Below are 15,739 nucleotides of genomic sequence, written 5' to 3' on the forward strand. Positions count from 1 at the left end.
GCAGGATATGACAACATACAAAATGAGGGTTACCCATGGATTTTCGCTCAACACAACCATTAAAGCCGGTGCTTAATGAAACCGAACGCAGTGAATTTAAATACCATGAAAATGAGGTCATAACCTCTAAGGGAAAATGGAAAGCCGCTGAAGGCAAGGATCGTGAAATCAGCACATCAGAAGAGACGCATACCATCAAACCAAGCCACAGGGAACAAATCCAGGCCACTAAAAGAACATTGCGCCAGCGTTTTGCAATAGCGGTAAGAGATGTTGCCTCACCAGGAAAGCCTGATGAGCTTGCAAAAAGTCTTGATGAGCAAGCAACATTAAGCAGCAATGGCACATTCACGTTTGAAAAGGGCAAAAATCCAATTCATGAATTACTGATTGCCCCCTGCAAGCAGCTTGATGAAAAATTACAGAATTCCATTAATGAATTAAAAGAATTCAAAAGCAAGCACATTGTCCTCAAGGATGATCAACTCGTCGATGACATAACATTCAACGACGACATTCAAAGAGATCTGCACTTTAAGGTTCTCGAAGCGACCATTTCGCGTGTTACCAATATCAAAAGCCTGAAATTGATTCAGGATGAAATGGGCAGCCGTTCAATGGCGCATCGGCTGAGTAAAACGCATCGTACTGCACTCAACAAGGCTTTACGGTCAAGAATGGCAGAGTTGTACCAACCAACCCTTGATGCACTGAAACAGCAACAGAAACTTATCTCGGGAAACAACCAGGAACGAATCGAAGGCTATCAGCAGTTGATGGCTTCCATCCACGATGTCACTGTCGCAGTCAAGGCAATCAACGGCAAGCTGCTCAACCAGAAAAACCTGTCCACTAAACGGGAAGACCGAAGCCAGTTGCGGCATATGATGGAAGATGCCATGCAACAGGTTCTTCACAATGTCGACACGATGAAAGACTGTACGGTTGAGCAAAATCAGCAGTGGCTTCTCCATGCTAACTGGTTAACGAACCACCTGCTTCGTCCTGTCGTAAACCTGACCTCCAAACGTCCCACGCAACGAATGAAATCAGTCAGGGCTGGCCTTAAAAGCGGTTTCGATGTACTTGAAAAGAAGGCAACGGTTGTCAGGCGATGCCATCACATCTGTGAATACATTCTTGAGCGCATGAGCACTGCCGCAGAACAGCTTGATTCTCTTCAGGCAATACATAAAAAACTCGATTCTTTAACAGCCAGTAACAAAAGAGAAAGAAAGAAACAGGATAAAGAGGCAGAAAGACTGAGCCAAAAAAGACAAGAGTCCATCAAGCTAGTACATGAATTACTCCTATCGCTTGAAAAATCCCCTGATCAAAAACAAAGCGCTTTGATCAAGGAGATGCAACGACTGGATATCACTTCAATGCCTTCTGACAAGATTCGAGAACTCGTACAGAACTTTACCCAGTCACTCAACACATTGAAGGCTGGCCATTTGTCACATCATATGACGTTTGACAGCTTAAAGTCTGAACTAATAGGCAGCGTACCTCCTCCTCAGCCTTCCAGGGAAAGGAGGCCCGTGCTCCCTCCACCACCAGTTGCTGCTGCAATTAACAGTGACACCACTACACCTTCAACTCACAAAGAGAGCCGTGCTGCATCGACTGATTTGATAACTACGGATGAAATAAGCGCGGTGAATAATACCTCCACATCTAATCCAGCTTCGAATTCAGAATTACAACTACGACAGAACCTCTTTCAGTCCGTACGGGAATTTCACAAACAGAAAAAGCAAAAAAACGTCAATGAACATGTTTCAGGAGAGACCTCAAAGCCAAAATCCAGGAAAAAAGGCAATACTAGCGCCAAAGGTCCTACTGATCAGCCTGAGAATATGATAGATCAAGCACATACGAAAATTACAACACGAAGAACTCGTCTTGAAACATTGTTGCGCGAAAAACTCGCAGATCTTGACTGGGATGACCCTAAAGATACGATTGTCGCCGATATTGAGGATGAAATACGGGACTATCACAAGCAAGCAGGAACCTACATGAAAGTAAGAACCACCGCTATTGAAGATTGCGCAAATCAGATCTATGCGCTTGGTGAATTTGCTCAAGAGGATGAAATTAAAGACATCCTGAAGACACTTATCGCAGCACCGCCAGCGTAAGTACCGCAGCACTGGTATAGCCCTCACTATACCAGTGCTTTGTTCTCTATTTATAACGACACACGGTGTAAATTGATTTCTGCCCTGGTTAGCGTTTCGTAACAGGGTTCTGGTAAGTGGGCATCTGTGACAACAAGATCAAATTTGTCCAGGCCCATAATCCGATGGAATGAATAGCGTCCGTACTTCTCGCTGTCAGCCACCAGAATTCGCGTTCCCGCCCGTTCGAACATCTTGCGCTTAAGTTCTGCCCGGTTCTCTGTCGGTGTCGTTACCCCACGTTGCAGGTCCCATGACGTACAGCCAATAAACGACAATTCAACATTTAAATCATCAAGGAAGTGCTGAACATTGCCTCCCAGGCTGGACTGGGTTCTCTCATCCACCTGTCCACCCGCGATATGCACTTCAATGTTCCGGTAACGGCACAGGAACAGCGCCTGGGCAAGGTCAGTCGTCACGACCCGGATACGACGATCCACCAGCTGGCGTGCAATTTCCATGCAGGTTGTCCCGGCATCCAGCAGAATGGACTGGCCATCCGATACCAGCGAGGCCGCATAGCTGGCAATGGCGTGTTTTTCTTCCGGACAGCGGCTCTTGCTTTCTTCGCTGTGCGGCTGCGTATTGATGAACTGACCGATCGTCGCCCCGCCATGGGTACGACGGATCATTCCCTGTTCTTCCAGCTTGGTCAGGTCCCGTCGGATGGTCATGCTGGATACATCAAGAATCTCTGCCAGCGTTTCCACATTGGCATATTCATGCTGACGGAGATAACTGAGAATGCGCTCGCGTCGTTCAATCGCTAACAATGGACTACCTATTCGTTTGTCTTCAGGCTCAGGTAACAAGACCGATCATGCCGGCTAAAACGCTTAAGTTTACTCGCAATGTGCAGACTTTCCTGTCCGTGAATGCCGAGCATTTACACAAATTCAAACCGGGAGATGTTCGAAATACGACAATGGTATCTACCATGGTTCTCGCAACCACTGCCTGTATGGCAATGCTGTAAACCGTTATTATCACGCCACTCCCTGATTGAAATGCATCAACCTCATGAAACTTTACCGCCCTCTCGCCTTTCTGCTCATCATCAATCTGCTTTGCAACTACTGGTTGTTTGTCTTTGCCATTCGCTGGCAGCCACTCACAAGACTGTTTACTGAAGGGCATTGGGACGGCGAAAGTGCGGGCGTCACCATTGGATTGACGGCGCTGGTCTGGTGGTTGATAACGATTGTCGGCCTGTGGCGTCAGCAATACTGGGCCTTGCCGAATTTTGCCGTGTTTTCTTCTGCCCTTGTCGTTGTCCTGTCTGTTTCTGTGGTTCCGTTCATACCCTCGCTGTTTTCCGCCACAGCGGCCAGTTTCGTCGCCATGACACTGAACTTTGGCCTGGCCTGCCTTGCCCTGGCCGTCTGGTGGAATGAAAAAACAGACGCTTAACCCTGAACACGGGTCATGCTGACGCCGGTGATCATCGAATCCTCAGACGTATCGCAGGTTTTAAGAAACGTTCAATGAACTGAGGCAGCCCACAAGCAAATGACCTGTCAACCGTTCTGCCTTCCGGCCTGAATGAAACAGGTCATCATCCTTGACCTGTCAGATGGATGGTCTATTTTTTTCCTACGGTTTTTTTATAGGGGGTTAGTTTCATGGCGAAGATTTGAAAAGCCTGATATGGCTGAAAAAAAGCGAATGTAATCCTCATGTTTTACCTTGATACTGTCGCATAGAGAACCATCGAAAATCAGAGAGTAATCTCAAGCCTTTTCCAATGTCCTGTACAACAGGATTGCCTACTCCACATCCAAAACCACACATCCACAATGCTCAACGGCTCTAAAAAAAGCCGTTTTGCTGGTCGTTTTTAGCGTTACATCCATGGCCTGAAAGAGATTGCCGAGAACCTGCCACAACTGCAAAGGTTAGTCGCATGAAGTCTCCCGTTCTACCTTTTGTCCCCCTTGTTGCAGCCATCAACCTGCTGTCATTGCCTATTCATTCCGAAGCGTCTTCGGTGGATATAGAAACCAGCCTGATTCATGGCCGTCAAGCCGAAGAAATCCTTGATGGCAGTCCCCTGCCGCCCAGTGATCCCCACAGGAAACTGAAACATCTTGAGCTGGAAGACCAGCTGGAAAACCAGAGAGCCACAACGCTTTCAACGATGGCAGGTGCTGCTGGAGCCACCTGTTCAACTACAGAGATTGCCCGCCTGGATGGACAGCGACTCACAGATACGATTCGGAAAGCCGACCTGCAATGCATTAATGGACTGTTCAGCGCAACAGGCTCAACCAGCAGGGAATTGTTTAACCAGAACAAAATGATCACTGTCGCCAATACGGTCTACAGTTATGCTCCAGACTATCCGGGTGATAATTCGCAGGGTATGGCGCAGCTGATTCTGTACCTGAGAGCCGGCTATTACGTGCAGTTTTATCAGAAAGAGACTGTCGGAGAATACGATACCCGGCTGGATAACGTCATCCAGTCGGCACTGGATGCGTTTTTCAACAACAGCAAAGCCTTTACCGTATCCGATGAAAACGGCAGCGCACTGGGTGAAGCCGTCACACTCATTGACAGTTCCCTGCAGAATGCCCGTTATATTTCCATCGTTAAACGCCTGGTATCGTCCTACGACCAGCGCTATGAAGCCAGTCGATATATGACGATTGCCGTCAATAACGGCATGACGGTACTGTTCCGCGGGCATTACCTGAAGGAATTCGTTGAAGCAGTGGAACAGGACAGCTCCCTGCTGGATGAACTCTACAACTTCTACAATACCAAACAGCATCTGCTGGATACCGATAACGAATACCTGTTGACCAATGTCGTTCGCGAAATGGGACGTTTCCTGCAGCACCCATCACTGCAACCCAAGGTCAGCGAACAGTTAAAAGGCGTTCTGACGCAACAGAAAGGATCGGAAAAAGGTCAGCCACTCTGGCTCGTGGCAGCGGAAACGGCGTCCTATTACGACAATCAACACTGTGACTACTATGACATCTGCACCTTTAAAGAGGATATTGAACGTTCAGTACTTCCCTTCAAACACACCTGCAGCCCGACGCTGAAAATTCGGGCGCAAAATATGTCGGTTCCACAAGCCATGTGGACGTGTGAACAGCTGACTGAACAGGAAGACTTTTTCCATCGCAAACTCACCACCAATAATCAGCCTGTGCCAAATGACCAGAACAGCGACCTGGAACTGGTCATCTTTGACAGCACCCAGGATTACAAGATGTATGCGGGGCTGCTATTCAACATCAGTACCGATAACGGCGGCATGTATCTTGAGGGCGATCCGGCAAGGGCGGGTAGCCAGGCACGCTTTGTCGCTTATGAGGCAGACTGGCAACGGCCTGAATTCCACATCTGGAACCTGCGCCATGAGTATGTGCATTACCTGGATGGTCGGTTTAACATGGCCGGCGGCTTTGGCCGGTCAACGTCTGCTGATACGGTCTGGTGGATCGAAGGACTCGGGGAATATATCTCACACCGGGACGAATACCCTGAAGCCATTAGTTATGCCCGGGAAAAAACCTACCCCCTGAGCACCATTTTCCGCAATACCTACAGCAGTGGCCAAACCCGCGTCTACCGCTGGGGATACCTGGCGGTGCGTTACATGTTCGAACGTCATGCGTCAGATGTTACCCATATGTTGTCCCTTGTTCGCAACGATCGTTACGATGACTACCAGTCCTGGTTGAATCAGATTGGTCTTCAGTATGACGACGATTGGTATCACTGGCTGGGGACAGTGGAAAATAAAAAAAACGACCTGCCAGACCATGGACCGGCTGATGATGACGCCACCATTGGCAACGGGGATGTGACCATCCCTGAAACACCAGAGCCCGATGAAACAACCCCTCCGGATACCGCCATACCCGGCGTTGACAAGGATGTTAAAAATCCGGTTTTAAAGAATGGCGTTACAAAGGTCGGCCTGCATTCAGACAAAAACAGGTATTTCTACATTCTCGTACCGCAAGACGCCAAAAATCTCACGTTTACCGTGGATGGCAGAACCGGAACGGGAGATCTGGAGGTTTTTGTCCAGTCTCAGAAATGGCCGACAGAAAGCGTCTATGAATATCACGAACACTGTGGGCGGGATAAGAAAACCATCACCGTGAGCCCGCTGAAAACCAATACCTATTATCACGTGATGATCAAAACCATAACGCCGTTCAGCGGCATACAGCTGACGGCCACTTATCAGTAGATTCCCAGAAAGGACTGAAGAAACGGCAAGCGTGTTTGCCGTTTCTTCCTTTTAACGGCTGCATGCTCACACCAGTCATTTAATTCAATGTATGACAATGGAATGAAACCCGGACAGTGATGACAATGCGTCTGTCGCACCACTTAAATAAACGACAAATTAATTATAGTGATGTCAGGTATGGCTTGTGATAAGGCGACGCCGCAGGGTCCGGCTGTTCATGTGCATCTGTCCCACAATATACTCTGGGGAGATATCCTTCACGCCCGGCGTCTAACGGCGCAAGTCGCGGTGTGGGATTGTCGTTAATCTGAAGTACCTGAAAATAACAACAATGAACAACAGGATAGGCCATGACAACCTGCCAGTATGACGTGCTGATCTCCGGCGGCCGCTACTTTGATGGTACCGGCGCACCTTCCAGCATCCAGAATGTTGCCATCAAGGACGGTCGCATCGCGAAGGTGTCAACGGATCCCATTGACCCGACCCAGGCTACCAGCGTCGTTAATGCCGAAGGTTTGTGGGTGACGCCCGGATTCCTGGATACCCATACCCACTACGACGCAGAGTTGCTGGCCAGTCCCTCGCTGTCTGAGTCGGTGCGCCATGGGGTCACCACTGTTCTGGTGGGCAGCTGTTCACTGAGTATGGTCTGCAGTGAATATGAAGATGCATCGGATATCTTCACCCGTGTCGAAACCGTTCCCCGGGAAAAGGTTTTGCCTTTGCTTAAGGCGCACAAAACCTGGTCCACACCCGGCCAGTGGATTGATCACGTGTCCACCCTGCCACTGGGTCCCAACGTGATCAGCCTGCTGGGACACAGTGACCTGCGAGTCAGTGTCATGGGGCTCAATCGCGCCACCGACGCCAATGAGATTCCGTCAGAACAGGAAATGCAGGCCATGGAAACCTTGCTGACGGAAGCCATGGATGCCGGTTTCCTGGGTTTATCCACCATGCGCCTGACATGGGACAAGGTCGATGGCGACCGCGAATGGTCCAAGAGCCTGCCCAGCACCTACGCACAGTGGCGGGAAATTGCCCGCCTGAACCGGCTCGTACGCAAGCGCGGCGGAGTACACCAGGGAGCCCCCAACGCTGCCACGCCCCTGCAGATTTTCCAGTATATCCGCGAAAGCCTTGGCCTGTTCCGGCGTCCACTCAAAACGACACTGATCAGCCAGATGGATCTGAAAGGCAGCGTTTACCTCTCTCGCCTGACAGGGCTGGCATCGCGGATAGCCAACGCGTTACGCGGCAACTTTCGCTGGCAGGTGCTGCCAACGCCATTCACGGTATACGCCGACGGTATTGACGTCGTGTTCTTTGAGGAATTTGGCGCGGGTGAAATGGCGCTGGATTTGAAAGACGCGGTAGAGCGCAATCACCTGCTGAAAGACGAACAGTACCGTCGGGAATTCCGCCGGTTCTACGGCGAAAAGCTCAGTCCCCGGGTTTGGCAGCGAGACTTTGGTGACGCCATGATCATTGACTGCCCTGATACCTCGCTGATTGGAAAAAACTTTGAGGAAGTCGCCCGACAGCGCGGCATTCATGTCGTCGACCTGTTTCTCGACCTGGTGGTGGAATATGGCAACAGGATTCGCTGGTATACGACAGTTGCAAACCATCGCAAACCGGTATTGAAAAAGCTGGTCAAGAATAAACGTTCGCTGATTACATTCAGTGATGCCGGCGCCCATATTCGCAATATGGCGTTCTACAATTTGCCGCTACGATTGCTCAAACTGGTGAAAGAATCTATCGCTGAAGGCCAACCCATCATGTCCATGGAACAGGCCGTCTGGCGCATGACGGGGGACCAGGCCGACTGGTTTGGTGTTGATGCAGGTAAAATCCGCGAGGGTGACCGGGCAGATGTCGTCGTACTGGATCCGGCAGCGTTTGATCAGAACCTTGAGCAGGTACACTGGGCCGAGATGGAAAACTTCGGTTTGCAACGGCTGGTGAATCGAAACCCCGGGCTAGTGAAACATGTCTTTATTAATGGGCGGCAGGCTGTCAACAATGAAACCCTGTCGACAGCGCTGGGCCACGAAAAAGGGTTTGGCAGGTTCACGCCCGCCCTGCCGGTATCATCGCGTTAAAACCGGCATTCAGTCTCCGGACCAGGCATACAGACACGTCACCCGGCAGCAGGGAAGCTGCCAATCCTGAAATACGGTTTTTCGGATAAATAAATGTCCGACAACATTACGCTGAACCGGCTGAATCCTTACAATGGCATTCGACGTATAGATTGGAATCAACATCAGCCCAAGGGATTGCCCATGCCTTATGTCTTACCTGCAGCTGTATTGGCTGTCGCCCTGATATCACTGGCCTTATCCCCCAACGCCGGAAAAAACGACAGTTTCTTTCGGGGACACAACATTAACGGTCAGGCACCGGGCTTGTTGATGCTGGTTTTTTCCCAGGTCACCACCTGGATTTTTGCCCGGTCGCTGATGAATGCCGCGATCCTGGGTTATTACTATGGTGTCTGGGGCACACTGGCGTATGCGACATATTACCTCTCGTTCCTGACCGGTGGCCTGATCATTGACAGTCTGCGGTTTCGTCACAACTGCAACAGTGTTCAGGATTTCCTGAGACAACGTTTTGGTTCGGTCGGAACCTACTGTTACAACCTGGTGATTGGTATACGACTGATCAGCGAAGTTTTCGCCAACCTGCTGGTATTCGGCCTGCTGTTTGGTGCGGCAGGAAGCCTGCAGTACATTGGCGCCATTGCAGTTTTCTCGCTGTTAACACTGTTCTACGCAGGACGAGGGGGATTACACGCCTCCCTTCGTACCGATGTGTTCCAGATGGGGCTTTTCCTGGCGGTACTACTGACACTGGTCGCCATGATGCTGGGACACAGTGAGTTCTCAACGACAGATTTTCTGTTCAAGCCCTTCGAACTCTCTGACCCGGGTGTTGCACTGATTGCCGTTGCCCTGCTTCAGGTCATCAGTTATCCCATGCATGATCCCGTGATGATGGATCGCGGATTTATTGCTGATCGACAAACGACACGGCGTAGTTTTCTCCATGCCTGCTGGATTGGTGTGCTTTGCATTATCCTGTTTGGTCTGCTGGGTGTATTTGCCGGCGCACATGCCCAGACCGGCGAAGCCATGAATACTGTATTAACCCGGCTGCTGGGTGAAGTTCCGATGCTGCTGTTCAGTTTTGCCCTGGTCATCTCTGCCATGTCCACACTGGACTCGACGCTTTCCAGCGCAGCAAAACTGATTGTCAGTGACATGAAGCTGAGCGTGGAGAACGTGGCTAATGGTCGCAAGGTCATGGTGCTGTTCATGCTGGCAGGTCTGGTCATGATCTACCTGGGTCCAAAGGATTTGTTCAGTGCTGTCGCTGTCAGCGGTACCGCCTCCATGTACCTGACACCTGTCATCTTGTTCTCGCTTTGGGGTGGACGCATTGATATACCGGTATGGAGTTACCTGGTCGCATTTATCGTGGCATTGGCCGGCGCCGGGATCTATTTCGCAGAAACCGCCGGCTACGTGCAAATAATGGAACCGCTGTTTGGCACCGTGCATAAATACAACAAGCTATTGATTATCTGTCTGGTGGTACTAACGGTTGGCTGCAGTGCTTTTGCTCTGGGTATGCTGTTGTCACGTAAGAAGCTGGCAAACGTTACGTATTCAACAGGTGATGCATGATTCGTGATCTCGGTGAATTGAAAGGGCCCGTTCTGCTCTTCGGAGGCCCCTACAGCAATTTGCAGGCAACCTGTGCAATGCGTCATGAAGCGGAGCGCCTGCGCATTTCCCCGGAACGAACCATCTGTACCGGGGACGTTGTCGCTTACTTTGCAGATGTCGAAGCCACCATAGAGGTTATTCGCACCTGGGGCATCCATGTGCTGATGGGTAACTGTGAAGAATCTTTGGGGTTTTCTGCGAACGACTGTGGCTGCGGATTTGATGAGGGCACAGCCTGCGATTTACTGTCCCGGCAGTGGTATTCCCATGCAGACAGCCAGATCAGTGAACCCAACCGGCTCTGGATGCAAACACTCCCCCGCACCCTGCGTTTCACCTGGTGCGACCTTACTTTCACGGTTGTTCACGGCACCTTGTCGTCCATTAACCAGTTCGTCTTCCCCTCAACACCGGATACCGTAAAACAAACGGAAATCAGGCAGGCAGAAACAGACTGCATTATTGCCGGCCATAGCGGCTTGCCCTTCTGCCAACCGGTGGATCATGGTTTCTGGCTGAATGCGGGTGTCATCGGGATGCCTGCCAATGATGGCACCCGGGATGGCTGGTATGCACTGCTGGACAGCAGCAACAATCAACCGACTGCAAAAATTAAACGATTGTCGTACAACTGGCGTGAAGCGATGCAGTCTATGCGCAGTCATGGGATGAGTAATGGATATACCCAAGCCCTGAAAACCGGGCTTTGGCCCAATCAAGATATTCTTCCGTCTGCAGAACGGGATCTACAGGGTGTTCCCTTGGTCGAGCAAACCTTATAGACGGCACTTAATCATTTATAGCCCTTTGGCAAGCATGAAAATCAGCAATCCAAAGGGCATATAATCACTGATACAACCTCTCCTTAAAATTGCTTTCGTTATTATGCTCGGCATATGACGCGCACTTTATAAAAAAGGTCGCTTCAAAAAACGGCAAAGTAGCACATTGTTCACTCTGACTGTCCGGCATTTATAAATCACATAAAGACACATATCTCACAGAACAACTCTCATCCAGCCTACCTATATTGTTAGAACTATTAACAAACATTTAAAGCAGCAATGAACTTTAAACCAGCAATCACTTCAAACACATTAAATAACAAAAGATAAATTAGCATCAGGAATATATTTCAACCTGTTTTTCACGAATAACGCTTTCAAAATTACAGCCGAAAGCAACCATTTAAAAAGGAGACGCTTATGCAACCACATCGAATTTTATTTCTTCTTCTGGCCATCAATACAATGGTTACACATGCTGACGAAATTGGCAGAGTTTCAGCTAACATTTCTGAAAATACATTAAACGCCTATGAGCTATCCGGCGTCTTCACAGGCGAGCCTGTTTACCATCCGAAATATGGTCATGACTGGGCTTATAACTCCTGGCGCTTGACCAAGAGAGGCGCTCAAATCAATTTTCCGGTAAACCTCGCCGCGCATGACAACGTTTATGCCAAATTCACCTGGGCAGGCTGGGGTAAAGATACACGCGTCAATATTCTTTATAATGACCAAGTGATCGCATCCAATCATGAGGTTCATGGTCACGCATGGAATTCGCCCACAACGGATACTTTCGAAATCAAACCGGATGATTGCATAAAAGACTGCTTTATCACACTGGAATTGTCTAAAGATTCCCCTATGGTTTTATTCTTCAAGCATTTGACTATCAGCGATAGTATTGATTGATTAATACTCTCTTTAAAAATTTACATCGCTTAACTCAATAAGGCGCATAGAATGGCGCCTTGTTTTTTATAGACCTGAGATCTACCGAAGGTATTAAATGAATAGTGATCATCTACCATCCATACGTTCCCGCACCAGGAGATTAATGGGACGACAATGTGCTTTTATGAAAAACCTCATTTACCATAGATAAATGGAAATAGCTGACGCCTGTCATCTTCACTGAGTGCCTCTACCTTTGCAATGTTCTTTTCCGGAATACTCTCTGGATCTGGATATCGCGCTATCACCCGCTCCAACTGATCCTCCCGGATAATATGCACTAACGGATATGGCGACCGGTTGGTCAGATTCTCATCATCATCCGGATCGGTACCGGCAAAACAATAGTCCGGATGGAAACTGGCCAGCTGGTACTGACCTTCCCAGCCACTCCGTTGAAGTTGAAAATTGGCAAGATCCAGAAACAGGGTATAGTCCGTGAAATCGGACAGGATGTTTGGAATGACCAGTAACGTCGTTTCAATTTCATTGGCCGGTGCTTTATCAATCAGCAACAGCTCCTGCTGTAATTCCTCCAGCAATGCATCTTCATTATCCGCCTGGCTGACGGTAATGCGTATCCGCTGCTGGCGACGGGGTCTTGCAGCAAAAGGACACAGGTTCAGGCCAATCACCACATCATCCAGCCACTGCTGAACCGTTTCAACTTCCTTCACCCTGTTCTCCTCCTGCACATGAATACGCCTGAAAAACAGTGAGGCTGGCAGCACATCAAACCCAGCGCCTACCATGTCTGCCCCGAGCTTACATTAAAATTCTACTGTCGTACGTATAATTCTGTAGTAAAAAGCCTTCAGAACCCGTCGTTCATACCGTATCCTTGCCGCGATTACGGACAGTTATACGACCCTGCCCGCAAGAACATCAAAAAGACTGACCAAGGAGTACACCATGACTGTGCGCACTTTCGCACGTTCCGTGATTGGCCTCGCCGTTGCGGCGGCAATCAGTGGTACAGCGGTCGCTGAAGGCGTTGTTGATAATGGCGTCACCTTTACCATCGGCGGCGCATATACCGATTTCGACAGCTACCGTGGCCTGGATAACAAGTGGGCACCAGAGCTGGGTATCGGCTACCGTTACAACGACCGTTTCAGCGTCGAAGGTATTTATTCCGAATTCAAGACTGACCAGAAAGGTGGCAACGATGCCCGTCTGAGAAATTTCCGTCTTGATGCATTCTACGATCTTCAGCCTTTCTCTGGCGGTGTGACACCTTACGTCGTCGCCGGTATCGGTGAACTGCACGAAAACCTGCAGCACGCCAGCGACCGTGAAGACACCCGCATGAACATGGGTGTGGGTCTGCGCAAGGCGCTGACACCGAACCTGTCTGTCCGTGGTGACCTGCGTGCCATCCGCAGCCTGGACTACAACCAGACCGAAGGCATGATGAATGTCGCCCTGACCTGGACCTTTGGTGAGCCGGCAGCACAACCGGTTGAAGCCGTGGTTGAAGAAACCATCGTTGAAGAAACCGTTATCGCACCGCTGGACAGCGACAATGACGGCGTACTGGATGCCGACGACCTGTGCCCGGGTACTCCGGCAGGCGCCACCGTTGACGCCACTGGCTGTATCCCCCAGGAAGAAATTGACCTGCTGGTTGAGTTCGATTTCGATTCCGCCAACATCACCGATGGCGCCATGACCCGTATCGCTGAAATGGGTGAATTCATGCAGCGTTATCCGGAAGTCAGCATCCGTGTTGAAGGTCACACTGACGACAGCGGCCCTGCCGTCTACAACAAGTCCCTGTCTCAGCGTCGTGCCGATGCGGTGCGTGCCGTGCTGATCGAGCAGTACGACATTGACGGCAGCCGTATTGAAGCCGTTGGTGTGGGTGAGGAAGATCCCATTGCGGATAACAGCACTCTGGCTGGTCGTAAGCAGAACCGTCGCGTAGTCGCAGAAGTTCTCTAAACGGCACAGGCTGTTCATCACGAAAAGGCTGGTTAAACACCAGCCTTTTTTATGGGCGCAAGTCATTCCATCAGCACCAAAACTGTTCAATATATTCGACAAACGCTATGCTCATGACGTCCAGACACTGAGCCCAATGATAATAACCACAGGACGTTTCAGTATGAGCACTTCCATCAGCGACATTGTTTTCTTTGATCACTCAACGGCTGAAAAAGAAACCTATCAGGCATCCGAAGACAAACGGATAAACGGTAATCCGCTTCAAGCTGTCGTCAACCATTACTCGGATAGCAGCAAGCAGTTTCACGCGGGTATCTGGGAATCAGAAACCGGGTGTTGGCATGTACAGTATACCGAACACGAGTTCTGCCAGATTCTGGAAGGTGTCTCCATTGTTCGTGATAAAAACGGCAGTGAACGTACATTGAAAGCAGGCGATAACTTTGTGATTCCTGCAGGCTTTGAAGGTGAATGGGAAGTGGTGGAATCCTGCAAGAAAATCTATGTTATTTTTGAGCCTGTCAGTTGAAAGGATCCTACAGGCTGACCTGATGTGATTAAGCTACGTGAACATTATCGTTTTAATCTGGCAGCCCTGGTGAAAAACAGACTTTTATACAGTATCGCTCTTGTTGCAGTGACAGCCTCCGCCAGCCCTTCTGACTGGGAGGGCCTGTATACCTATGGCCATGAAGTTAATGGCTTTAAGCCCTGCGGTAGTCGCCTGGAGTATTGGGTCAGCAGTTCGGCCGCGATGGATCATCAACTACAGGATTTTGTCAGGCAACATACCCTGGATATTTACCAGCCTGTTTATTTGCGCTTTCGTGGATTGCTCAGTTTGGAAAAAGGTGATGGTTTTGCTGCTGACTACGATGGGTTAATTCATATTCAGGCACTCCAGATTCTCACGGAATATGCTCCTGTCCATTGCCAATGAATACATCATGACGAAAGGTGCTCATTCGCTTTAAACACCTGACCAGGTTTATAAGCGAAGCATTCATGTTTTTTTGGCATTGCATCGTCTTTTCTTACAGAGCAGAAAGTGCTGTGGCAGCACAAACCGTTAATCCCCTGGTCATCTGATCCAGTGACAGGGAAGGCTCATCACCCTGCAGGGCCTGCTCAGGGAGCAGGGGCAAATGTATAAAACCCGCCCTGACTGCACTATCGCGAAGCCTATGCATTACGCCGTAGAACAGGTGGTTACAAACAAATGTCCCCGCACTGTTTGAAACCGAGGCCGGAATACACGCCTTCCTCATTTCCGCCACCATTTCCTTAACAGGCAACGTACTGAAATAAGCAGCAGGGCCATCGTTGACTACGGGAGAATCAATCACCTGGTTTCCCTCATTATCCACACAGCGAAAATCATCAATATTAATGGCCACCCGCTCCGGCATGATGCTAGTTCGTCCCGGCGCCAGACCCACCATCAGTATGACGGATGGCTGATAGCTGGAGATGGCCGTCACAACGGCATCTATCGATTTTCTGTATACGACCGGAACAGTAACCGTTTGCACGACACCACCTTGCGGTAATTCAATCCCATCAAGAACCCTGATGACCTCCTGCGCCGGGTTTACTGACATACCACCAAATGGATCAAAGCCACTGATTAAGACTGTTTTCATAAATGTCATTCCACCCAAACAGACGGTTGCCAGATAATCTGTAAACAATTTATGAGCAAAGTAGTACTCGCAATAATTAATAGCAGAGGTTATCGGTCACAGACCGATTCCCGGCAAATCAGCGCTTGATAAACAGGAATGGCATGTCTTTAGTGTGAAAATGGTCAATATCCAATTAGTCATTATTTGGTACATTAATCCTTAACTAAAACGCTGTGCACACAGGGTTTTAGCAAACTACGAACTACCGTGATTA

13 protein-coding genes are annotated in these 15,739 nt (G+C 49.5%); 10 read left to right on the plus strand and 3 right to left on the minus strand.

Going from position 1 to position 15,739, the window contains the following annotated elements; genetic code table 11:
* Nucleotides 1-35 precede the first annotated feature (35 nt).
* Nucleotides 36-2,147: a hypothetical protein gene (locus AC27K1_RS17820; RefSeq protein ID WP_487152146.1), complete on the plus strand. Its 2,112-nt coding sequence runs from the start codon at nucleotides 36-38 to the stop codon at nucleotides 2,145-2,147.
* A 50-nt stretch (nucleotides 2,148-2,197) separates the two neighbouring features.
* On the opposite strand, the gene AC27K1_RS17825 is transcribed toward AC27K1_RS17820, so the two are convergent.
* A complete protein-coding gene (locus tag AC27K1_RS17825; RefSeq protein ID WP_487152147.1) occupies nucleotides 2,198-3,001 on the minus strand; it encodes a DeoR/GlpR family DNA-binding transcription regulator in 804 nt (267 codons plus the stop codon).
* Between the two features lie 208 nt (nucleotides 3,002-3,209).
* Between AC27K1_RS17825 and AC27K1_RS17830 the strand changes: the two genes are divergently transcribed.
* From AC27K1_RS17830 to AC27K1_RS17855, 6 genes are all read left to right on the plus strand, one after another.
* Entirely contained in the window at nucleotides 3,210-3,599 is a 390-nt protein-coding gene (locus AC27K1_RS17830) for a hypothetical protein (RefSeq protein WP_487152148.1), read from the plus strand.
* 493 nt (nucleotides 3,600-4,092) lie between these two features.
* Nucleotides 4,093-6,405 carry a collagenase gene (locus tag AC27K1_RS17835; RefSeq protein WP_487152149.1) on the plus strand — a complete coding sequence of 771 codons (2,313 nt, stop codon included), beginning with the start codon at nucleotides 4,093-4,095 and terminating at the stop codon, nucleotides 6,403-6,405.
* Nucleotides 6,406-6,758: 353 nt separating this feature from the next.
* Nucleotides 6,759-8,519, plus strand: a complete 1,761-nt coding sequence (locus tag AC27K1_RS17840; protein WP_487152150.1) for an N-acyl-D-amino-acid deacylase family protein — start codon at nucleotides 6,759-6,761, stop codon at nucleotides 8,517-8,519.
* A 93-nt stretch (nucleotides 8,520-8,612) separates the two neighbouring features.
* Nucleotides 8,613-10,109, plus strand: a complete 1,497-nt coding sequence (locus AC27K1_RS17845; protein WP_487152151.1) for a sodium:proline symporter — start codon at nucleotides 8,613-8,615, stop codon at nucleotides 10,107-10,109.
* Nucleotides 10,106-10,933: a metallophosphoesterase family protein gene (locus AC27K1_RS17850; protein ID WP_487152152.1), complete on the plus strand. Its 828-nt coding sequence runs from the start codon at nucleotides 10,106-10,108 to the stop codon at nucleotides 10,931-10,933. Before AC27K1_RS17845 ends, AC27K1_RS17850 begins: the two co-directional genes overlap by 4 nt.
* Before the next feature lie 423 nt (nucleotides 10,934-11,356).
* Nucleotides 11,357-11,851, plus strand: a complete 495-nt coding sequence (locus tag AC27K1_RS17855) for a hypothetical protein (RefSeq protein ID WP_487152153.1) — start codon at nucleotides 11,357-11,359, stop codon at nucleotides 11,849-11,851.
* 176 nt (nucleotides 11,852-12,027) lie between these two features.
* Here the strand turns inward: AC27K1_RS17855 and AC27K1_RS17860 are convergent, their stop codons facing one another.
* Nucleotides 12,028-12,570, minus strand: a complete 543-nt coding sequence (locus AC27K1_RS17860; protein ID WP_487152154.1) for a DUF1415 domain-containing protein — start codon at nucleotides 12,568-12,570, stop codon at nucleotides 12,028-12,030.
* Between the two features lie 235 nt (nucleotides 12,571-12,805).
* Between AC27K1_RS17860 and AC27K1_RS17865 the strand changes: the two genes are divergently transcribed.
* From AC27K1_RS17865 to AC27K1_RS17875, 3 genes are all read left to right on the plus strand, one after another.
* Nucleotides 12,806-13,837 carry an OmpA family protein gene (locus AC27K1_RS17865; RefSeq protein ID WP_487152155.1) on the plus strand — a complete coding sequence of 344 codons (1,032 nt, stop codon included), beginning with the start codon at nucleotides 12,806-12,808 and terminating at the stop codon, nucleotides 13,835-13,837.
* A gap of 163 nt (nucleotides 13,838-14,000) precedes the next feature.
* Nucleotides 14,001-14,369: a cupin domain-containing protein gene (locus AC27K1_RS17870; protein ID WP_487152156.1), complete on the plus strand. Its 369-nt coding sequence runs from the start codon at nucleotides 14,001-14,003 to the stop codon at nucleotides 14,367-14,369.
* A gap of 24 nt (nucleotides 14,370-14,393) precedes the next feature.
* Nucleotides 14,394-14,780, plus strand: a complete 387-nt coding sequence (locus AC27K1_RS17875) for a hypothetical protein (RefSeq protein WP_487152157.1) — start codon at nucleotides 14,394-14,396, stop codon at nucleotides 14,778-14,780.
* A 94-nt stretch (nucleotides 14,781-14,874) separates the two neighbouring features.
* Here the strand turns inward: AC27K1_RS17875 and pcp are convergent, their stop codons facing one another.
* A complete protein-coding gene (gene pcp, locus AC27K1_RS17880) occupies nucleotides 14,875-15,483 on the minus strand; it encodes a pyroglutamyl-peptidase I (RefSeq protein ID WP_487152158.1) in 609 nt (202 codons plus the stop codon).
* Nucleotides 15,484-15,739 lie beyond the last annotated feature (256 nt).

The sequence above is a fragment of the Kistimonas ophiarachnellae genome (genome assembly GCF_057552235.1).

Bases quoted from the DNA above. Each gene is read 5' to 3' on its own strand.
- AC27K1_RS17870 (WP_487152156.1), top strand. From the start codon at position 14,001: ATGAGCACTTCCATCAGCGACATTGTTTTCTTTGATCACTCAACGGCT.
- AC27K1_RS17865 (WP_487152155.1), top strand. From the start codon at position 12,806: ATGACTGTGCGCACTTTCGCACGTTCCGTGATTGGCCTCGCCGTTGCG.
- AC27K1_RS17835 (WP_487152149.1), top strand. From the start codon at position 4,093: ATGAAGTCTCCCGTTCTACCTTTTGTCCCCCTTGTTGCAGCCATCAAC.
- AC27K1_RS17830 (WP_487152148.1), top strand. From the start codon at position 3,210: ATGAAACTTTACCGCCCTCTCGCCTTTCTGCTCATCATCAATCTGCTT.
- AC27K1_RS17850 (WP_487152152.1), top strand. From the start codon at position 10,106: ATGATTCGTGATCTCGGTGAATTGAAAGGGCCCGTTCTGCTCTTCGGA.
- AC27K1_RS17820 (WP_487152146.1), top strand. From the start codon at position 36: ATGGATTTTCGCTCAACACAACCATTAAAGCCGGTGCTTAATGAAACC.
- pcp (WP_487152158.1), bottom strand. From the start codon at position 15,483: ATGAAAACAGTCTTAATCAGTGGCTTTGATCCATTTGGTGGTATGTCA.
- AC27K1_RS17840 (WP_487152150.1), top strand. From the start codon at position 6,759: ATGACAACCTGCCAGTATGACGTGCTGATCTCCGGCGGCCGCTACTTT.
- AC27K1_RS17855 (WP_487152153.1), top strand. From the start codon at position 11,357: ATGCAACCACATCGAATTTTATTTCTTCTTCTGGCCATCAATACAATG.
- AC27K1_RS17845 (WP_487152151.1), top strand. From the start codon at position 8,613: ATGTCCGACAACATTACGCTGAACCGGCTGAATCCTTACAATGGCATT.